Raw genomic sequence first — 19,330 nt, 5'->3', positions numbered from 1 at the left:
AATGGCATACCAGATGGCATACTGAAGGTATACTCAGATTTAAAGGAAGCCACCACTTATGGCCTTACTCACTGATACCAAAGCCCGTCATATCAAACCCAATGACAAACCGATTTCTCATGGTGGTGTCACTGGCCTAACACTACATCCCTCTTCCACTAAAGGGCGAGGGAAATGGGTGCTACGCTACGTCAGCCCTGTCACTCAGAAACGACGAAATGCCGGTCTGGGCTCTTACCCCGAGATCAGCATTGCGGAAGCAGCTAAACTCGCTCAAACCATGCGAGAACAGTTATCGGCGGGAAATGACCCCCTTGAACTCAAAAAGGCGGAAACGACAAAAGTCGTAATTCCAACTTTTGAAGAAGCTGCACGAAAAGTTCATGCCGAGTTGCTGCCGGGATGGCGTAACAAAAAACATGGCAAGCAGTGGATATCCACGCTCGAACAGCATGTATTTCCAACGTTGGGGACCGTTTCTCTTGATGCAATAACCCCTGCCAATGTTGCAGATGTTTTGCGTCCTTCGTGGATGACTATCCCCGAAACCTCCGGACGGGTAAAGCAACGTATCCATAAAGTTATGCAATGGGCATGGGCTCATGGATTCTGTTCAGCCAATCCCGTCGATGTCGTCGACCACCTACTTCCCCAGCAGGTCAGCGTCAGTATACGTACTGAACATCAGCCTGCTATGCCCTGGAAAGTTATACCGTTATACATCGCCAGCCGCGTTTACACTGAAGATCGTTACAACGTTACCAGAGGATTACTATTGTTTGTCATACTGACAGCATGTCGTTCGGGTGAAGCTCGTGCGATGGAATGGTGCGAAATTGATTTTAAACGCAAGATTTGGACCATCCCGCCAGGTCGAATGAAAGGCGGCGTCCAGCACAGAGTGCCGCTGACTCAGCAGGCTATTGGGATACTTGAACAAATGAGAGGATTACATGAGACACTGGTATTCCCTTCCCCCAGAAAACAGACTGTTCTCTCGGATATGGTTTTGACATCATTTTTGCGTAAAACCAAGGCTATCAGCGATACCCAGGGACGGTTTGCTGTTGCGCATGGATTTCGTTCCAGCTTCCGTGACTGGTGCAGTGAACAACGCTATCCGCATGATTTGGCTGAACGAGCACTGGCTCATACTATCAGGAACAAATCTGAAGCAGCCTACCATCGAACGGACCTGTTGAATGAACGACGGCCGATGATGCAGGCATGGGCAGATTACGTTATGTCTGCGGTCTCTACGACCTGAGAAAGCCATTTTCCCATCTGCAGAAACTTTCAACCCACTCATATAATAGACCTGGAGGCATTTTTGTTTACCATTGAAGCTGCACGTGAAGAGGCGAATAGATTTCGAGAACTACTCGAAAAATGTGATCCATCGAAAACTTACCTCGTCCCTCACGGATTTCCTGTCATGAGCTGCAAGCTTTGCTCAATGCTACTCTCTTCCACTTTCTGCAATTATGGCCTGATCTGGAATTGAAGGGCGTCTCAGGAGTCACCGGTAAAAATGATGCGATTACTCACTTCTGGCTGGAAGTGGGTGATTACGTTATTGATATCACAGGGGATCAATACAATATCATTAGCACCAGCGAACTAAACGAAGCTATCGTAAAAAACAGGCCTTTTGTGCCTGTTCACGTCGCTCACCGAAAGGACAGCTATCTCTATAATTTATTTAAAATACAAGGGAGAGAACTCTTAACCTATGGATATCCGACAATCGGTAATGATTTTATTGATGAGATGGAATGCGATTATCGCCAGCTTGTCGGGTGAGGATGAACAATGCAGACCTGCACTTTTATTGGCAAGTCTGCAACTGAAGTTCTATTTGTCGCTCAAGGGCCGCTGTATTAACTGGCTCGTACCAAAGTTGCGATAACCGTCATGGAAGTCTTTACTGTATTCTTTGCTCAGATAGGCTACCCGTAGCAGAAAGTCATAATAATCAGCACTTAACGTTAACGCATCATCCCGAGTGAACCACGCGCTATGATTCTTCGGAAAGTGCGGGAGATAAGCATATTCAGGATAATCAAGCCCAATGGCGCTGCACCAGGCTTTCTGTATCCGGGTCCCCATATTATCAGCGTCAGGCTTTGTATAATCTCCCAGATAGGCATAGGCCTCTCTGTCAAACAGCAGAAGCAGATGGTAGTGAGGATGTTCCCCGGTAACACGCTCTCTGGCCCAGATATAGCCGAGTGGCACAGGCTCACCAGGCCTGCCGGAACGCTTGTACTCTTCCCTTAACTGACTTTTAAGGGATTCCAGGGCTCGTGTAATGGCTTTCTCATCATCCTTCTGAAAGCATATCGGCAAGTCCGGCTCTCCTGGCACATGGGACTTAGCAAACCTCAGGTCAGCGCGTAATGCGAATATCCGGTTATAGTTTTCCAGATAATTAGATATTACAGTAAGCGATCGACGAAGCATATGGCCTGATATTCTCGAATCATATTTATCTTCAGCTTCCTTCCGCAGGAATTCAAACTCTCTCTCAGTTAAATCATAAGGTGATTTCATAATAATATCTTTTAGCAAAATTCATTATATAATGGGTAGCAGCTTGCTACCCAATTAAGCGCACAGGTTCCCCCACGGGGATGTATTATCTCTGCTGATATACAGGTTTGATTATTATGTTGGCATATACCGATGTTTAGTGTATTGACGTAAGAGTACCTACTAACAACGATAAATATAATACCTACCAACTAGACAGATATAATACATATACCGAATAATCAATACGGATAATAACTCCACTCACAACAACGAAACCCGCAGCACACGAAGGGTTATGAGATGCATAACCACCTGATAAATCTTAAAAATCACTCTGAAGTTATTCTCTCAGCGGGACGCTACTGATAGCACTACCTCCCCCATGATATTCTGGTATACCTTTCAAAGCTTTGTGTTCTGTATCCAGTTCTGAAGGTGCCATTTCGAAAGCCAGGTATTTGACATAATGCGTTCCGCTTGCGTCTTCCCACAACTGGACTTTCCCTTCATCAGCAAGTTGTTCCAGAACAGGCTCAAGATCAGCTTTTTTTCTGAGCGAACGATGTATATCCTGCATCATGTCACGCCTTAAAAAATCATAAGACCCATTTTTAACAAGGTGATTTTCAAGCCACCTGAGCACTCTTTCAGAATGGGAAGGCCCCCTGACAACATCCATTTTTACAATAAAATGATTAAGGTGCCATTCCGATATTAACAACGCAGCTTCCAGTGTTTCCCGCGTAATAACGGTTGAGTCAGGGGTGATAAACAACTGCATCACAGCAGCACTCCTCGCGGTATGTTCGCAGTACCGTGCAGCCCAGTCGTTATGATGGTACAGTTTTCCCCCCGGCAGCATCAGATGCTTAACGTGCCTGCCAACATCACGCAACCGCTGCTTTGCGTCAGGAGCAAAAGTCATACAGATTCGGGGTTGATTTTTTTTTCTGCGTTCTATCCCGGCAAGTAAATGTTTTTTCTGAATGGCATAAAACTTTTCCAGATCGGACTCATCGCCAGAAACCAGCTCATCAATATCAATCTGTCTGGTGAGTAACGTGAGATCCATAGTTAACGTACGCGCATAAATTCCAGTAGCTCGTATTGCGTTACCCAGTGATTTCAGTGTGCAGTCATGTGGCTCCGGCTGTGTCATCAACAGCATGCCAAGCCGGGGATCTTTAATATCCTGACTCCCCGTTGACGCACGACTGACCCGATAATCGTCACCGCACCATAGCGTATTATAAATTGCGATCTTACGGCGCATGATGCTTTCATACAGAGCACTTCCCTCGTCAGAGGTAATACCCAGACTGGAGTATTGCCCCAACTCTTTCAGAAGGGCTTCCGGCGTGGGATCCGTTACCGTCAGATGCACCCTTACAGGCTTAACCGGTTCATTTCTGAGACATTCATCCAGTTCATATCTGGCCGTCTCCACTCCCTCTTTCTGGCGCACTGCTTTCTGAAGCGATTTCTTAAGGCTCTTACATTCTTCATCCCATAGCACGTATTGCCGTTCATACTCCTTCAGCATGACTGAAAACACCTCAGCTAACTCACGTTCAGTCTGATGAATTTTCGCCATGATGAGCCTGTATACTGTCGTTTTTTTGCTTCCGGACCTTGCCAGTATTATGTGAAAATGCGATATGGGAACGATAATGCCATCATCAATTTCAACATCATACATATCCTGGCAGGCCAGAGCCATGCTCCCCTGGAGGGTTGCAAAGATAAGCTCAACCGCCGCGCTGGTTTTGCCATAAATGAAAGAAATGATTTGTTGAAAAAAAGTCAAAATTGCTCTGGAGTTCAGATTAACATGATGATTTTCAGTTTTTTTATGGGTAAGTTTCATTGCATAGTCTCTTTTGAGAAAAAATTAAACGCTTCTGGAAGCGATCCACTCATCAACGGAAGTGGAACGCCATCCAACGGAAGCAGCACCAAGTCTCACGGGTTTTGGAAACGTCTCGTCGTAATACCTGGATTCGGGATTTAGCTTTTCATAGATAGTTGACCGGGACAGACCAACTATCTTCGTCAGTTCTCTCATGCGCAGAATGCGCTGCTGTGGCTCTGGTTGCCTGGTGTAAACAGATGACATTTTTGATTCTCCTGTTGGATGTCTCTGGCTGTGGTCGCACTTTTGCACAGGATCTGGGATAGTGTCCCCGTAAAAGAAACGAAACCAACTGCAGGGAGTCACTGTGCATACTTTTGCAAACCTGATGTACAACGTTTACGAGTCCTTCGGCCTGTTCCAGAAAGGGACTCGCCAGGCAGACATACGTGGATTCGCTAACTTTTCAGGCCACCAGTGTTTTTTCGATAACAATGATGACGAAGAGCTAAAGGAAGAGAAACGCTATAATGAAATCATCAGACACCTTGATGAAGAGGGGGTGTTCAGTACGGAGCAAAGAAGGGAGATTTTTCAAAAATATGAGCAACTTTATAATGCTCTGATGACCCGGCCGGTTTTTACCGAACTCTGTCGTAAACAAATACAAACCCGCTATGCCCAGTATATACTCCCCAGGCTCATCGCACTTGATATCTATAAAACTTACAACGCTGAAAACAAAAATAGCTTCTATCACCACATACACATTTTCTTGCAAAAAGATTATTGCCCATGCTGGCAGGAGAAAAAGAAAGGGGCTTTTTCTGCCGTTCGGCAGTATCTGAAGAACTCAATAAGAGAACAAGAATTCTCTCATAAAGAAAATCTGACACCTCTTTTTAAAGTAATTGAAAACATCCGCCCTGGTAACACACAGAAAAAAGGTGCGCTGGATACATCAATTATAGAATGTCTTGATGCGTATTCTGGTATTGTCGACGATGAGACACTGAACAGCATCAGAATCAACCTTGATAATATAAAAAAAGCCCATTACTCCCTTACCGTACTCCTTAATGTCGAACGAAAACTCCCTGTCATTAATATCATCTCACGGTACTACAGAAACTATGTAAACAATGGAATAAAACCCGGCAATATATCAGAAATGTTATGCAGACTACTGTATGAACCAGAACCCCAAGATTTTATCCATCATGATACCATGATTAACTCAATTGCGAATTATTATCATAAGAGAGCAATAAAACCGATCTCCCTGAATATAAACGAGGAATGTTTACAGAGCATCAGCGCATTAAAAAACATCGTTTTCAACTTCAATGATAAAACCATTATCTCCGAAGCACAGTTAACTGACATTGCTGTAAAATTAAAAAAAGAACCCCATAAACAGGTTGTTCAACCGTATTTTGAACTCTGGAAACTTATAGATTTAATCAGTAAAGGGGAAACAGAGGAAGCCTATGAGAAAGTCAAAATTATTTCTCTGGATGTTTTACCTGTAGGATATCTGACATCCGCTTTTTTAGTTATCCATATTGCATTACGCATAAAGTTCGAGAGGAAAACCGTTAAAAAAGGTGTTTTCTCATCATCTGTAACAACTATTCTTGAAAATCAGGGGATTTATGCTGACTATATCCCCGTCAGTCAGGCTTATACAGAAACCCACAGTGACGGTTCTGTGATGAAAAGTACTCTCTTTTCTGAATCCATTTTATCAGATGCCAACAATCTGACCATCATGCGTTCGGTAAGGATGTATAATAACATGGTCAGGAGAATAAGTGACTGGAATGACCTTGAGCTGGAAGGCATTTATCCTGAGTCTGTTTACGGGCTTCTGGATAAAGTTGACACTATCCTGGGTAAGATACTCAAGATTATCTCTTTTGAAAAAATCACTTCCAGCCAGGATTTAGCTTTCATCCTGAAAAATAAAAAAGTTCTGACTCGAGGCGAACTGAATAATAGCCTTATTGGCATACTGATTAACTGTCCGCTTTTGGCGTGCGTACGGGACCTGGAGAGTTTAATAAAACATCTTCGCTGTCCGGGGGAGGAAATAAGGAATATGATTCTTTCAGTTAACAAAAAACACTGGGAATTGATATATGGAGCCCTGACAATTCTGGATGAAGAAAGAAAAATACAGACAGGAAAAACACAAGGAAGTGGAAAATAATTGCATATTCTCACATTCCCCCCGGCTACAGTGGCTACGCGTAGCCACTGTAGCCGGGGGGCTTACATTGAAAGTAACATTTTACTGTTCAGAAAAATCAGGTGAATCAAGGCACAGGCAAGCCCTGGCCTTTTTTGATGTTATATCAATACCCGAACCAGGTCGCTACTGCTCCCAGGAGAAAAATTGATTCGTAGCCATTCGTTTATTACTCAGATAACTCCAGTAGTTTATAAAACACTTCGTTGCCCACTCTATCTGATTAGTTGAGGCAATAACCAATCCAGGATTATTCTGTGACAAAGAACAACGTCGGGTGATATTAAGTGATGATGTAAGGTTCATTTGTGCAGCAGAGAGATTAGTAAGCATACGCCGGATTCTCTCAGACCTCTGCATCAGCTGGATAGAAAAACAAATTTAACTACCGCAAGATTTTTTATTCTTGGAGAATACCAGCTTACGAAATTTTGCTGAATAGCTTGTTGTTAAGAGCTTTAGCCACTGCCCTGACAATTCTGGTAGCCCCAACAGAATAAGAAACCATCCCTACTCTGCGGTATGAAAAATTAATTGGTTGAGCATTAATGGAGCTACTCACCAACAGTATTTCAGCTAAGGATCTGGCGTGTTCTCTGCCAGAATAACTTATCAAATATTATATCATTACACCATAAATAAAAAAAAGGACGCTCAGCCTTCATGGCCGGGCATCCTTTTATCGTTATTTCCTTTTTAGTGTACAAAAGAACGCCACAATTTCAGAGTCTATAGATGGGAACGAAAATTTTCACATTGACTGCTGAGTCATCCGCCGCTCAATGTCATTGTTATTTAATGTCGACAATGAGCAAACAGCGGAAGTTCATGCCCCACCCCCAAAATCACACGGAAATTCTATTTCTGAATAGAGTCAGATTTTAGCTCAGAGCCAAGTGCTTTGAATTAAAACCTACATAATTATGAAACGCACTACTACATATCCAGTGCCATCCTATGGATAACCATGTAACAGGTAGCAAACTTTGAGCTTATTGGGTGAAATTAGTAGCCTCTCCGGATTTTTTGCTTAAGATCGGAGTGGAATGTGTCTGCATTTATTTTATCTATATGACGCATTGCCTCGCTTCCATTGAGAGACTCAAGGGTAATCTGACGCTTCCCGCTTATTTCATTCCTGTAAGATTGAATGAACAATTCAATATCAGCAGGCTTTGTCATCTGCGGCCATTTACTCAGATACTCAGGCAGTTCACTAACTGTCGTTCTGTACGAGCAAATCCTGCGATGAGTGATTGTGGCCTCACCTATTTCGAATGGAACCCACCAGGACTGTGCCGTTTGACTAGAAACTACCGCAATGAGGTGCGTGCTTTCACTAATTCGCCGAGTTATTACACTAGTTATATCATCGGTGGATTGCGACTCAACATCAAGAACATCAAGATATGTAGAGATACCTTCTCTTGTAAGTCTGTTATTGATCGTCATGGCCTGTGCTCGATCAGTGTGGCGATAACTGATAAAAACTGTCATTAGAAACGTCCTTTAGCTACTAGTTCACGATAATAAGCACCAAGTACTGTAAGGCGGAAGCCAGTTGAGTGAAATGCAGCGAAATACATATGCATGGCTTCAACTGGCTAAAAAAAGCTATGGCGGTTAAGCTTATGAAGTTGTGCAAAAGCCTCACCGCGCTTCGGATTAAAAAAGTTTCCTCCGCTGGCTCATACCTTGAATAAAAAGGGAAATTTTTTGTTTTCCCACGAAAAAAGAGGATTAAATTAACCCTTTTTCAATGAGCCGTCGGTAATGCTCGCCTAATACTGTAAGCCTACAGGACTTGTTTTCCATCGCAGCAAAGTACATATGAGGCGCATCCTCAGGAACGAGAAGATTGACGCGATTAAATTGCTGGAGAATTGCAAAAACCTCCGTTTTATCTGGATCAGGACAATCACTTTTCGGTTCGTAAGATGGATCTAATTGAAATTTAAAGCCGGGCTGTGGGAAGTAATCTACTAACTTCCTCAAATCGGCCAAATCTAATGGAGATTGCACACTTCTTAGTGAAACGAAGCTTTTGACGTTTGTTTTGAATAAAGGTCGTTGATCCCAAGCTCCCAAAGACTGATCAATGTGTGCATAAACACTGCCTGGAGTAATATCACCAATCAAATTTGCAGCAGAGCCGTTTAAAGCATCAACTAGCAATGTAGTGAAAATCCCAGACCCATTTTCCTCCATCGAATACTGCTCTTCAGTTGATGCTGTAAGGATAGTCATCCCTTCGGTAAGCTCTGCGGTTGGATCACTTCTATCTTTGCTACCTGCAACACCTGAGTGGCAACTATCCAAAATTATTATTTTGTTTCGCGCTCTGGATTTATTGGCTATGTGTATTAACTCATGGAGTGAAAAACCATCATCACCAGTTTCACAATCACTACCACAAAGAAAACCGCCAACACTTTCTATATAACCATGACCAGCGAAGTAGAATAAGGCTACATCACTGTCACCTTCAAATAATTGCTCCGCTGCTTGTTTTATTTCTTTTCTGATTATAGGCTTTGTCGGACCAGTAGCCGTCATCAACTTAACGGCAAAGTTAACTGAGCCATCAGAGTGTCGTTCGAGTACACTCTTTACACTGTATGCATCATTAACACACCCAAATAAAGGGGATATTTTATCGTAATGATCAATACCAATAACTAACGCCTTTCTCATTTAGTTACCTCATAAAGAATCGATAAAGGATTTAATCCCATCCCATGTCCATACTACTGGAGATAATCCATCTGGCTTGGTTCGATCTTCTTTATAAATCCAAAGAGGAAGAATAGGTTTGTCTTCCTCTTTAGCACATTCTATCTCCCACTTCTGTCCAGTTGATGTTAAAGAATCTGAGCTAATCAATGCAATAACACCATCAGATCGTTTAATCCTGGTTCTGACCTTATCTTTCCAACCGCTTTCGTATGCCTCTTTAACAGACATATCAATATATTCAAACTCACATTTTGTATTAAGAGATTGACCTTTTAAAAGATCTCTCATTCTTTCATCTTCAATAGCAAAGGCAACGAATATAACTTTCTTTGATTCAGCCATGTTTATAACATCCTTCTGCGCAAAGTTGAATAACTAACACCGATTTTGAGTCAAGCTTTTATAGCCTCTCTAAGCTTATAATAAATACCACCGTTGATCTACAACTGCTGACCCATTCCCCGTTAATCAACACTAAGTGCTGTTAGCTACTTCCGCCTTTGGCACAAAGCAGCGCATCGAAAGTGGCTAACTGAAATCTGAATCAATACAAGCACCAGGTTCTGGAATCAAACGTAACACCGAGAACCCGCCGTCGTCAGGCAACCGTTCAGCATGCAGATTACACTGCGCCAGTAATGCAGGAATGCCGGTGATATCGCCAGTAAGCCGCAGCTCCATCGGCTTAATAAGTTCGCCTTTGTCGGTGAAGACCTGATGCAGTTCTTCTTTCGGGGTATAAATCGCACAGACATCACCCGCCAGTTTGGCTTTTTCTTCCCATTCCTTTGCTGAAACCAGCTAGTCTACCCAGCCCATTGCCCGCAGCGTGTCGATCATATACGTAAAACGGAACAACGTGCTCTGCTGCGTAAGCTTGCCAGCGCTGGCGAGCCAGATGTACTCCACCTTGCTGTAAAGCCGCGCTGATGGTCAGTAACGTTTCCCCTGTTCCTGCAGCCAGATAATGTCCGATGCTAACGTTCGGGGAAGTAATTTGCGTTTCTGTGCCGTCAGTAACCACTGCATGATGAACATGTGCGTCTGCAGGCCCGAAAGTGCTTTACCTTCCTGTCTGGCAAAACCAACGGCTACCAGGATGCACCAGACCAGGTGCGCAAGTTCTTCGGTCGGGCGTTTTGGAAGAGTTACTGTCAAACGGCACTCCAGATTATGGTATTAATTAATGAACGTCAGACAGATTATCGCATCGGTTTGTTATAAGCTGCTACCTGGCTTACACCAGGTTCATGTGGATCGATATGAATCATCACGTTGAGAACATTGTGGTCGGCCATCACCCGGTTATGCGCATCGACGGCAATATCGTGCCCGGCAATAACAGACAGTTCGCCAGGAACCTCAATATGCACATCCACCAGAATGAGATCGCCAGACTTGCGGGTTTTCAGGTCATGGAGGCCAGCAACACCCGGTGTGGAGAGAAGGGTCTCTTTGATTGCCTGCTCTGTAACAGGATCCACTGAACGATCCATCAGGTCATGCAAAGCGTTAAACGCGAACGAATACCCCATCCGGGCCACCAGCACGCCGACAATCAACGCTGCAATAGGATCGCAGTACGGATGCCCCATGAGATTCCCGATGATACCGATCGCTACCACCAGCGACGACGCCGCGTCTGAACGGGCATGCCAGGCATTGGCAATTAACAGTGAAGACTTAATCCGTGTCGCGACAGCGAGCATATAGCGGAATAACAGTTCTTTGGCGGCGAGTGCGCCCAGCGCAACCCAGAGGGCGACAATGTGGACCGTCGGGATAGTTTCGGGATGTAATATTTTCCCGATGGCAGACCAGAGCATGCCCATACCGACAAAAAATAACAACGCCCCCAGTATCATCGATGCACCATTCTCATAGCGCCAGTGTCCGTAGTGGTGATCACTGTCCGACGGTTTACGACTTTTGATGTTGGCGATCAGCACAACAAAATCGGCCACTAAATCCGAGAGGGAATGTATACCATTAGCAACCAGCCCCTGTGAGCCGGAAAACAGCCCCGCCGTTATCTGAAAAAGTGACAGCAAGATATTCACCACAAGACTGACCAGTGTGCTTTTTTTTCGCAGCCCCTGAACGTGCATTAAATTCGTCAGCAGGGGTATGCATGAGACTTCCTTTTTTAAATACAGAGACTGTAATGCTGAAATATTCCGAAAGGGTTATTGGTTGTATGTTTATCGTTAAAAACGAATTATGGAAGGTATTAATGACATTAATTATAAATATGATTTCTTTGGTTAATAGTAGTCCATTATCAAGGGACGGTTTTCAGTAAAAGAAAACCGCCCTGATGTTTTATTTCACTACTGCACGAACCGCTTTTTTCTTTGCTTTACGGACTGCTTTCTTTTTAACATGTTTCTTCGACGCCTTCGTAGCATCCTGTTTGAGCGTACCAGCCTGTGCGTGCTGAACGGGCTGATTCATCTGAGAGGCCGAAACAGCAGCGAATGAACCTGTCGCAAAGAGAGACAGCGTAGAGCTCAGAAGAACAACGGATAACTTTGACATGGCAACATCTCCAGTGTGTTGGGGGAATATCGCCGTTGAAAATGTGACCGGGAGAGCCGTAGAGTCAATCCTGGTAACCGTAACCCGCTTACCAGGGATCATTTATCCCTGTTTTTCTGTGGTTTAATTCTGAATGCTGCGCCACTGGGCTGACGAATGCCCATTTTGTCCTGCGCCTGATTAGCAGCCCGGTTCAGGGCGCGGATATTCAGCTTCTCATCCTCCGGCGGCGGCGCAAGAGTCGAATAACACTGACGCCGTTTCTGACTGACCCATTCGCGCTGTGCGTCCGTATCACACCTGTCCATCACGGCCAGCCAACGGGCTGCCGCCCTTCGCCACAGCCCGGCGTTCTCCAGCTTTTCAGCTATAGCATCACTGACCATACCTGGCCCCCCGTGTTCTTGTTGATAATGGTTCATCGTTCCGGCATGACAGCATATCGCCTGCCCGTTGCGCCATAATGGCCGGTCGTAGCCCTGTGATTTGTCGCCCACTGAACAGGAATGCGCCAGCATCAACCAGCTTTATGATTTCCCTGGTCACCGTTTCCGGCGTGACGCCAATGTAGTTCGCAATATCGCAGCGCAGCATTGGTAGACGAAAATCCCGCACGATGCATCCCTGAAAGCCATAGCGGACAGCAAGGTCATAAATAAACCCCGCCAGTTTCTCACCGGCACTAGGCGTGGTCAGTTGACGGAAGCGGGCTTTGTTCAGGCGTAAGTGCTCACTCATCATCCGGTAAATGTACCGGCGTTCATCGCAGGTATCCATAAACTCGCTTAACTGTGTCGATGGCAGGTGGTGCACCGCACAGTCATCAGTCACCTGCGCATACCCCCGGTGGCATTCGCCGGAAAGCTCATCCACGCCGATATACTCACCGGGCAGATAAAAGCCGGTGATCTGTTCTTCCCCGCTGGCGTTAAGATAAAACGTTTTGACGGCACCGAATTTAATCAGCCAGAGTCCACTGCACTTATCACCGGCACACCACAGATATTTCTTTTTACCGTATTGCCGGGACGGCCTCTGCCTGATGGCATCCCGTAACAGATTTTTCATAGTCAGACCTGTAACCATTCACCCGCCAGCCATGTTTTCAGGTGCAAGCGTAAAATCCAGCACAACAATATTCTGCAGTACCGGTCTAAAAATGGATTTCAGCGCATCATGAGCCGGATGCGGCAGGTAGCGCTGACGGGCCGCATCATCGGCGAACGTCATCAGCACACAGTGCGTATAGCCTGAGTTTTTTCCTTCCGGGCTGTCGTTGACACCCCATTCCACGCGAGTGACGCCCTCCACCTGCTGCGGAATACGCAAAAAGGCCAGCCTGACCACATCGATTTGAGCAGGCAACGCATCGTCAGTGAGCGTGATAAACAGAATGTGTCGGATCATGTTTAACTCCAGTAATAACGGGGGGCAGCGTAAAGGCCACATGTTCAGGATCGACCGGTGTGACTCGAATAATACCTTCACCGGGAATATCGATTATCAGCCACCAGGAACAGCGACAGCGGTATCATCACCGGCAGGGTACTGTGCTTTCCTGAAATAAACTCGCTTCATAACTCATGTAATTTTCCATGTCGCCTGCTGCTGTAATGTGACAAAACGAGTGAATAACGATTGTTTAAAGGTTGCTTTACCCGCATCGTAAAACAATGGCTCATCGATGAATATGTCGATAAAAAAAGGGACGGGGATTTTCTGCCCTTTGCCCATCGAACGGTCCAGACCGTGCATGTAGACGGGGATGATCGGCACCTCCTGGCACTGCTGGCTTAGGTGCCAGATGCCGGATTTTATCTCTGAAAATTTCCCCGGCTCGCCGCGCGTGCCTTCAGGGAAAATAATCACAATTTTCTTTGCTGCCAGCGCATCGACGCAGGCCTGTAGCGGATTTGCCTGATGGGCTCCGCGATAAACGGGAATGATGCCAATGACCTTCAGTGCGAACCAGCCAATCACTTTGTTACGCAGGAAATAATCTGCTGCCGCCACGGGCTGCACGTTCACCAGCGTTGAAAGCGGAAACAGCGTGAACAGCGTCAACACATCCAGATGGCTGTTGTGGTTTGCCACGATAATGGCCGGGCCTTCCACTGGCAACTTTTTACGACCTGACACGCGAACGCCCAGCCAAATCCAGACCACGGGGTACGCGATGCATAACGTAAAGATCCAGCGCAGAAAACGGTTCATCTGCTCCCCTTATATGTAGAAGTAGTAATAGAAGTGGAAGAATAGCGGCGCGGTGTAAATCAGCGAATCCAGACGGTCAAGGATACCACCATGCCCCGGCAGCAATTTTCCGGAGTCTTTCACACCAAAATCACGCTTGATGGCCGACATCACCACATCGCCGCAAAACCCGCTCAGGCCGATAATCACCCCGGCACCCAGCGAGTGGATCCCGTTCATTGGCGTCAGCAGCGGGCCGAAAATGGCCGTCAGCAGCGTGGTGGTCAGCACGCCTCCCAGCAATCCGGCCAGCGTTTTATTCGGACTGACCTTCGGCGTGACCTTGATTTTGCCCAGTGATTTTCCCCACAGATACTGCGCAATATCATTAAGCTCTGTGGTTGCCACCAGGAATATCACCAACAGCGCGCTAGCTTTGGTATCCACGCCTGGCAACATCATCAGGAACGCAACGTGGCTTAAAGCAAAGACCGTGGTCATCATGCCCCAGTGCATGACGGATGCTGAGTGTAAGAATCCTTTTGTATCGCCAGCGAGCACCATGCGGGCGGGAAGGAATAAGAAAACGTAAATCGGAATGAAGATAATGAACATGCCGTACCACGACATCCCAACCCAGATATATTGCAGCGGGATAGCAGCATACATCCACAGCAACGGCACGCTGTCGGAACGGCGAGTCGGAGCCAGCGTCAGATATTCCTTCAGTGACAGGAAGCTGAGAAATCCGAAGAAGGTGAGTGCCAGCCCTTTGGGTGAAAGCATCGCCAGCGAAAACAAACCAACGATGACCCACCAACTGTTGATCCGTTGCTGAAGCTCAAGCCAGTCACGCTGTGGGCGGCATTTTTTTAAGACGAAGATAATAACGCTCGCCAGCACTAACACGCTGAAGATCCCACTGAGGCAGTAATACAACTTGTGCAGAGAATCAGGCATTTTTGGCCTCCAGAGCGCTGCGACAACGATTGATTGAGGTCCAGGCCAGCGGCCCTACTGAAGCACCAAAGATGATATTGGCAACAATTGTGTACTGCGGCCAAAGTGCGATAAATAAACCTAAAGCCCCCAGCACAAAGGCACGGTCACTTTTTCCCATCGGACCACGATAATTTCGGCTCCCCGTCAGCGTCTGAGCAATAACACCACAAAACTCTGTCAGCCAGGATAACATTACCACCAGCACAACCAGCCACGGTGAAACTCCGGTCACAAAAGCAAACGCGAGATAGAGTGCTGCGTCAGCGATAATATCGCCAACCTCGTTGAGAATGGCACCGAGCTGAGATTGCTGGTTGAATTCTCGCGCCAGCATCCCATCAATAGCATTCAGCCCCATCCGGAAAAATAAGAAGACCGACAGTGAGATAAAAAACAGCGGGACTGGGAAGCACATCAGCACGCCGCCAAGTAGGATTGAGGCCAGCATTGCAAACAGAGTTACCTGGTTTGCGGTCACCCCTATGGCATGCAGCCTGGCGACTGTGGGGCGAAGTAAATTCTGAAATTTAGGTTTGATATCATACAACGTCATTTTATGGTTCCAGCCCTGGTTGGATTTTTTTATTTCATTATAATATTAATCATGCATGGTTTATACAGACACAGTATGAGTTGTTAAGTGTGGATTTCATTTCCTCATACATTTTTTTAGCATTTTTCAGTTCTGAAGAAGAAAGCTCTTTAGCGATAATGTCTCGCTCATTACTTGAATCAGGTGTTGCATCCGCACCAATTGAACACCATGCCCAGGCGGTAGTCGCATCTTTTTTTACCGTAATACCGTTATGAAGATAATGGCATACTCTATAGGCAGCGTAGGTGTATCCCTGGTTTGCAGCTTTCTGATACCAGAATAATGCACGCTCAGGATTTACAGGCTCAATCTCCTCATAAATTTCCCCCAGTCGTTCTTGTGCCCACATGCTGCCATTTTTCGCCGACTTTTCGAACCATTTAACCGCTTCATCTTTCTTTCCTTCGTGAAGAAGGACCATTCCAACGGCAAATTGTCCGTCTTTGTTACCTTTTTTTGCTGAATTAAAAAACCAGTTAAAAGACTCGGTATCGTTTTTTCGTTTATCACGCAGAAAATATCCAAGCTGAAGCATTCCCTCCGATGAACCATTGTTTGCGGAGGCTGTCAGCCACTTTTCCTTTAATTCGTTTTTGTTTTTTAATAACATGAAAGGATACTCATCCAGCAATTTTGCTAATTCAAGTTGATCGCTGGCGCTACCAGATTGTGCCCAGGAGGAATACCAATACAGGGATTTTTCTGTGTCTGGATTACCACGTTCACCTCTGGCATACACCGCAGCCAGCGCTTTCTGAGCAGGCCGATATCCCTGTCTTGCAGCTCGCTGATACCACTCTGTATGTTTGGGTTCATTACGGCGTGGATAAGAGTTTTCATAAGCAGAATCAGCATCAAGTATTGTCGCAAAATCATATTCTGCTTTGACATCGCCTGATTTGGCTTGTGTTTCTATTTCATGATAACGGCCACGCAATACCTCGAATCGCTTACTGGCCTCTTCTGATTTGCCAAAAGCGATGGCACGCCTGTAATAAAACAATGCCTGCCCCAGATTTTCTTCTATGCCAATACCACTTTCTAAACGTTTTGCCAGTTCGAGATTAGCCTCTGCATCACCACGGCCTGCTTTTAATACTAATTTGTGAGTTTCATCTGAATTTGCAAATACAGCCAATGTCGTAATTAATGACATAATTAGAGTCATAAATGGCATTATTCTTTTCATGGTTGCTTCTTCCTAGTATTTTGGTTTAGTAAATGGAGTAATCCTATATTAAGATAAATGTTTTCTGTTTTGATATCAGAGAGTGTTTATAACTGAGACTCTTTTTTTGTAGTGTATTCTTTCAGTTAACAGCTAAAAACCAAAGCTAATCATGATTTTTAGTCGTCAGCAATGATGAAAGTGGTTTTGTCTTGCTTAACTGGCTTAAGTTAATTAACAACACTTAACTGTACTGGCGTGAAATTTTCTATTGTCTTGCCGGTGACTATTTTACCCTGCAAGGTGAGTTTATTTCCTATCATATGTTCATAAGACTGGTACTTCTCTGATGGGACAAGCAATTGAACGTATCGGTCCCACCCTGGTTTGTCCATGTCAACACCAGCAACACATTGAAGACCTATAGTTTTTAGTTCTAAATCCTCTTCTGAGTGTTTGTTTTTGCCATCATTTACTGAGTGTTTTCTTTTAATTAAAACACCCTCTAAGGTGATAATATCATCATTCCTGTTACAAGTGGAATCCAATTCGATATAAGATAAAACATATTTTCCTTTTTTTTCGTCAAATTCAAAAGAAGAATTGCGGTAAATATCGAATGGTTCAGGACGTAAAAAGATTGCGTGTTTGTAACTATCCATATTCCTCTTGCAATTTCCCACGCCATTGATCATGATGTTCCTGTATTCGCTCCAGTTTTTTTTCAACCCGATATGACCAATAACATTATCTGCTCCAGTTGTTAGATTCACTGATGTATTATCCATCACGTATTTGATATCATTATTATACAATGCCTGACAGAATGATGTCGTGTTCTCAATATATAATTTCTTTTTCTCTTGTGATTCAGTGGTAAGTAGCTTTTTTAGCAACTTAATATTCCCATGTTCAGTTTCAGTAATAAATGCATCAACATTATTATATTGAGGGTTATACCAAGGCTGTTTTCTGAAGTACTGGTCCATCGCTCCGCCTGGTGTAAAGATATAACCATAACGAGCATAAATTTCATTTAACATGATCTTCAAATCAGTAACAGAATGCGCATTCGTCTCTTTAGTTCTAATGGTAAGATCAGTTCGGGATGCTTCAGGAAATTTACCGTTGAGGACGATATTCTTTATCTGCGGAGAAAATCCATAGTGATCACCATAGTCCAGCAATGTTCCTTTCATTCCTTCAGGAATGGTCCCTGCTTTTGCTGAACTAGCAAGTATCCCAATACAGCGTATCTGTGCGTTTTCTTTAGCTATAATCGTATCATCATCTTTCTCTATAAGTTGCAAAGTACACCATGGTGCTCCCTGAACGGTAGATGAGTCATCCGGAATAACCCGTTGCCAGTGCGTTGGGTTATCCGAATCAGCATAAATCCCCATCCACTGGTCAACCGTCACTTCATACTCATCACTTTCACCACCCCAGAATGGTTCATCACTTTTTCCGAAAAAATTAAAATCGCTGAGATTATAATCTGTTTCCTTTCCATTGAAATATATTTTCTTTCCTGGGGGGGTTATCTTTTTCTGCCATTGCAAAATTAAATGGAAAACAAAATACGACTATCAAAGTAATAAATATTTTCATTAATAAAATCTCGTCTATTTTTGTATTCCAACCCATTCAATCGTGTTTTCGCATGGAACGTCGGTCAGCGATTCACGACGAATTAGCGATCTTCACTGTGCGAATATACAGACTGTGCCTGTGCGTATACAGACACGCATTTTCGATGATCTGTGCTTCCCTACCCAACGCCACGCATCAATTGACAGGCTGAAATAATCAATGTATTTCATATCCATGAGCGACTGAAAAAAATAACGCAACCGGCTGAATATGTCGTAGCTGCATTTACTTGCTGGTCGTAGCATTTCTTTTTCTGCGGAGCAATCGCTCCCGTGCTTTTTCCACTCCTCTGCAGCTTCTGTCAGGAAACAATGTGGCCTGCTGTTCTGCAACACTCAGATGCATATTTTTCTCCAGTAGCGCCCAGTCCTCATCGCTCCAGGGGCGAAATCCAGCCTTACTGTTACTGGATTTCTTCAGGCCGAGCCGCCTCGCCATCAGCCGGACGGCGACTTCATTTCTGCCTGGCAGTTGTCGCATGACTTCAATGCCGACCACCGGGTATTGTGCTTTCAGAATACGAAGTTCATCTTCACGCCAGAAGCGACCGCTCTGCACACCTAAAATGATGGCCCGTGAAAATATCGCGCTGACGCTTCTGCCCGGCAACAGCCGGGTCAGTTCTTCAGCCTCAACCCCCTGCGAATAGTGATGGCGGATAATCTCCATTTCCGCTTCGTTCCAGGGGCGGCTTCTCTTGCCGCGACAGCCCAGTCTGTCGGCCATCAGTCCTACCGCCCCCGGGGTACGTTTCAGAATGGTGGCAAGCTCTGCCACGGGCATTGTGCCGTAGTTATTTTCCAGAAA

The 19,330-nt window shown here is 45.0% G+C and carries 21 protein-coding genes; 3 read left to right on the top strand and 18 right to left on the bottom strand.

Annotated elements, in window-relative coordinates; translation table 11 throughout:
* Positions 1-58 precede the first annotated feature (58 nt).
* Together ACERY3_RS24560 and ACERY3_RS24555 are read left to right on the top strand one after the other, a co-directional pair.
* On the top strand, positions 59-1,267 hold the full coding sequence (locus tag ACERY3_RS24560; protein WP_373226700.1) for a tyrosine-type recombinase/integrase: 1,209 nt from the start codon (positions 59-61) through the stop codon (positions 1,265-1,267).
* Positions 1,268-1,449: 182 nt separating this feature from the next.
* A complete protein-coding gene (locus ACERY3_RS24555; protein WP_373226698.1) occupies positions 1,450-1,803 on the top strand; it encodes a hypothetical protein in 354 nt (117 codons plus the stop codon).
* 51 nt (positions 1,804-1,854) lie between these two features.
* On the opposite strand, the gene ACERY3_RS24550 is transcribed toward ACERY3_RS24555, so the two are convergent.
* The 3 genes from ACERY3_RS24550 to ACERY3_RS24540 all read right to left on the bottom strand — a co-directional run bounded on the left by ACERY3_RS24550 (position 1,855) and on the right by ACERY3_RS24540 (position 4,651).
* Complete coding sequence (locus tag ACERY3_RS24550) at positions 1,855-2,553, bottom strand: inovirus Gp2 family protein (protein WP_373226697.1); 699 nt, start codon at positions 2,551-2,553, stop codon at positions 1,855-1,857.
* A 322-nt stretch (positions 2,554-2,875) separates the two neighbouring features.
* Positions 2,876-4,402 carry a YfjI family protein gene (locus tag ACERY3_RS24545; RefSeq protein ID WP_373226696.1) on the bottom strand — a complete coding sequence of 509 codons (1,527 nt, stop codon included), beginning with the start codon at positions 4,400-4,402 and terminating at the stop codon, positions 2,876-2,878.
* Between the two features lie 24 nt (positions 4,403-4,426).
* Positions 4,427-4,651 (bottom strand): AlpA family transcriptional regulator, encoded by a 225-nt coding sequence (locus ACERY3_RS24540; protein ID WP_001614372.1) that lies wholly within the window; start codon positions 4,649-4,651, stop codon positions 4,427-4,429.
* Between the two features lie 103 nt (positions 4,652-4,754).
* Here ACERY3_RS24540 and ACERY3_RS24535 point away from each other — a divergent pair, with 103 nt between their 5' ends.
* Positions 4,755-6,599 (top strand): hypothetical protein, encoded by a 1,845-nt coding sequence (locus ACERY3_RS24535; RefSeq protein ID WP_373226694.1) that lies wholly within the window; start codon positions 4,755-4,757, stop codon positions 6,597-6,599.
* 1,044 nt (positions 6,600-7,643) lie between these two features.
* Here ACERY3_RS24535 and ACERY3_RS24530 read toward each other — a convergent pair.
* The 15 genes from ACERY3_RS24530 to ACERY3_RS24460 all read right to left on the bottom strand — a co-directional run.
* The gene (locus tag ACERY3_RS24530; protein ID WP_373226693.1) at positions 7,644-8,135 is read right to left on the bottom strand and encodes a toll/interleukin-1 receptor domain-containing protein; all 492 of its coding nucleotides are present in this window, start codon (positions 8,133-8,135) and stop codon (positions 7,644-7,646) included.
* Positions 8,136-8,378: 243 nt separating this feature from the next.
* Positions 8,379-9,332 carry a caspase family protein gene (locus tag ACERY3_RS24525; protein ID WP_212563260.1) on the bottom strand — a complete coding sequence of 318 codons (954 nt, stop codon included), beginning with the start codon at positions 9,330-9,332 and terminating at the stop codon, positions 8,379-8,381.
* Positions 9,333-9,341: 9 nt separating this feature from the next.
* Positions 9,342-9,716, bottom strand: coding sequence for a TIR domain-containing protein (locus ACERY3_RS24520; protein WP_373226692.1), 375 nt, complete (start codon positions 9,714-9,716; stop codon positions 9,342-9,344).
* Between the two features lie 591 nt (positions 9,717-10,307).
* Positions 10,308-10,532 carry a hypothetical protein gene (locus tag ACERY3_RS24515; RefSeq protein WP_373226691.1) on the bottom strand — a complete coding sequence of 75 codons (225 nt, stop codon included), beginning with the start codon at positions 10,530-10,532 and terminating at the stop codon, positions 10,308-10,310.
* A 44-nt stretch (positions 10,533-10,576) separates the two neighbouring features.
* Positions 10,577-11,482, bottom strand: a complete 906-nt coding sequence (locus ACERY3_RS24510) for a cation diffusion facilitator family transporter (protein ID WP_373226690.1) — start codon at positions 11,480-11,482, stop codon at positions 10,577-10,579.
* A 214-nt stretch (positions 11,483-11,696) separates the two neighbouring features.
* Complete coding sequence (locus ACERY3_RS24505) at positions 11,697-11,912, bottom strand: hypothetical protein (RefSeq protein WP_373226689.1); 216 nt, start codon at positions 11,910-11,912, stop codon at positions 11,697-11,699.
* Between the two features lie 98 nt (positions 11,913-12,010).
* Entirely contained in the window at positions 12,011-12,298 is a 288-nt protein-coding gene (locus ACERY3_RS24500; protein ID WP_373226688.1) for a PerC family transcriptional regulator, read from the bottom strand.
* Complete coding sequence (locus ACERY3_RS24495; RefSeq protein WP_373226687.1) at positions 12,288-12,980, bottom strand: Crp/Fnr family transcriptional regulator; 693 nt, start codon at positions 12,978-12,980, stop codon at positions 12,288-12,290. The genes ACERY3_RS24500 and ACERY3_RS24495 overlap by 11 nt, the downstream gene beginning before the upstream one ends.
* A gap of 18 nt (positions 12,981-12,998) precedes the next feature.
* Positions 12,999-13,319 carry a Dabb family protein gene (locus ACERY3_RS24490; RefSeq protein ID WP_373226686.1) on the bottom strand — a complete coding sequence of 107 codons (321 nt, stop codon included), beginning with the start codon at positions 13,317-13,319 and terminating at the stop codon, positions 12,999-13,001.
* Positions 13,320-13,493: 174 nt separating this feature from the next.
* Entirely contained in the window at positions 13,494-14,126 is a 633-nt protein-coding gene (locus tag ACERY3_RS24485) for a lysophospholipid acyltransferase family protein (RefSeq protein ID WP_373226684.1), read from the bottom strand.
* A gap of 9 nt (positions 14,127-14,135) precedes the next feature.
* Positions 14,136-15,065: a phosphatidate cytidylyltransferase gene (locus ACERY3_RS24480; RefSeq protein ID WP_373226683.1), complete on the bottom strand. Its 930-nt coding sequence runs from the start codon at positions 15,063-15,065 to the stop codon at positions 14,136-14,138.
* A complete protein-coding gene (locus tag ACERY3_RS24475) occupies positions 15,058-15,660 on the bottom strand; it encodes a CDP-alcohol phosphatidyltransferase family protein (RefSeq protein WP_373226681.1) in 603 nt (200 codons plus the stop codon). The genes ACERY3_RS24480 and ACERY3_RS24475 overlap by 8 nt, the downstream gene beginning before the upstream one ends.
* A gap of 49 nt (positions 15,661-15,709) precedes the next feature.
* Positions 15,710-16,891: a tetratricopeptide repeat protein gene (locus ACERY3_RS24470; protein WP_373226680.1), complete on the bottom strand. Its 1,182-nt coding sequence runs from the start codon at positions 16,889-16,891 to the stop codon at positions 15,710-15,712.
* 209 nt (positions 16,892-17,100) lie between these two features.
* Positions 17,101-18,432: a DUF4459 domain-containing protein gene (locus ACERY3_RS24465; protein WP_373226678.1), complete on the bottom strand. Its 1,332-nt coding sequence runs from the start codon at positions 18,430-18,432 to the stop codon at positions 17,101-17,103.
* Between the two features lie 316 nt (positions 18,433-18,748).
* On the bottom strand, positions 18,749-19,330 hold a 582-nt coding region (locus tag ACERY3_RS24460), incomplete at its 5' end, for a hypothetical protein (protein WP_373226677.1).

This window comes from Enterobacter cloacae complex sp. ESBL7, from assembly GCF_041679625.1.
Lineage (GTDB): Bacteria > Pseudomonadota > Gammaproteobacteria > Enterobacterales > Enterobacteriaceae > Enterobacter > Enterobacter asburiae_B.
Note: the sequence above shows the minus strand (reverse complement) of the source record. Positions and strands in the feature narration are given on the sequence as shown.

Excerpts from the sequence above, each read along its gene's own strand:
- ACERY3_RS24560 (WP_373226700.1), top strand. The coding sequence starts at position 59 with ATGGCCTTACTCACTGATACCAAAGCCCGTCATATCAAACCCAATGAC.
- ACERY3_RS24525 (WP_212563260.1), bottom strand. The coding sequence starts at position 9,332 with ATGAGAAAGGCGTTAGTTATTGGTATTGATCATTACGATAAAATATCC.
- ACERY3_RS24505 (WP_373226689.1), bottom strand. The coding sequence starts at position 11,912 with ATGTCAAAGTTATCCGTTGTTCTTCTGAGCTCTACGCTGTCTCTCTTT.
- ACERY3_RS24510 (WP_373226690.1), bottom strand. The coding sequence starts at position 11,482 with ATGCACGTTCAGGGGCTGCGAAAAAAAAGCACACTGGTCAGTCTTGTG.
- ACERY3_RS24470 (WP_373226680.1), bottom strand. The coding sequence starts at position 16,891 with ATGAAAAGAATAATGCCATTTATGACTCTAATTATGTCATTAATTACG.
- ACERY3_RS24480 (WP_373226683.1), bottom strand. The coding sequence starts at position 15,065 with ATGCCTGATTCTCTGCACAAGTTGTATTACTGCCTCAGTGGGATCTTC.
- ACERY3_RS24500 (WP_373226688.1), bottom strand. The coding sequence starts at position 12,298 with ATGGTCAGTGATGCTATAGCTGAAAAGCTGGAGAACGCCGGGCTGTGG.
- ACERY3_RS24490 (WP_373226686.1), bottom strand. The coding sequence starts at position 13,319 with ATGATCCGACACATTCTGTTTATCACGCTCACTGACGATGCGTTGCCT.
- ACERY3_RS24545 (WP_373226696.1), bottom strand. The coding sequence starts at position 4,402 with ATGAAACTTACCCATAAAAAAACTGAAAATCATCATGTTAATCTGAAC.
- ACERY3_RS24495 (WP_373226687.1), bottom strand. The coding sequence starts at position 12,980 with ATGAAAAATCTGTTACGGGATGCCATCAGGCAGAGGCCGTCCCGGCAA.
- ACERY3_RS24550 (WP_373226697.1), bottom strand. The coding sequence starts at position 2,553 with ATGAAATCACCTTATGATTTAACTGAGAGAGAGTTTGAATTCCTGCGG.
- ACERY3_RS24485 (WP_373226684.1), bottom strand. The coding sequence starts at position 14,126 with ATGAACCGTTTTCTGCGCTGGATCTTTACGTTATGCATCGCGTACCCC.
- ACERY3_RS24530 (WP_373226693.1), bottom strand. The coding sequence starts at position 8,135 with ATGACAGTTTTTATCAGTTATCGCCACACTGATCGAGCACAGGCCATG.
- ACERY3_RS24520 (WP_373226692.1), bottom strand. The coding sequence starts at position 9,716 with ATGGCTGAATCAAAGAAAGTTATATTCGTTGCCTTTGCTATTGAAGAT.
- ACERY3_RS24475 (WP_373226681.1), bottom strand. The coding sequence starts at position 15,660 with ATGACGTTGTATGATATCAAACCTAAATTTCAGAATTTACTTCGCCCC.
- ACERY3_RS24540 (WP_001614372.1), bottom strand. The coding sequence starts at position 4,651 with ATGTCATCTGTTTACACCAGGCAACCAGAGCCACAGCAGCGCATTCTG.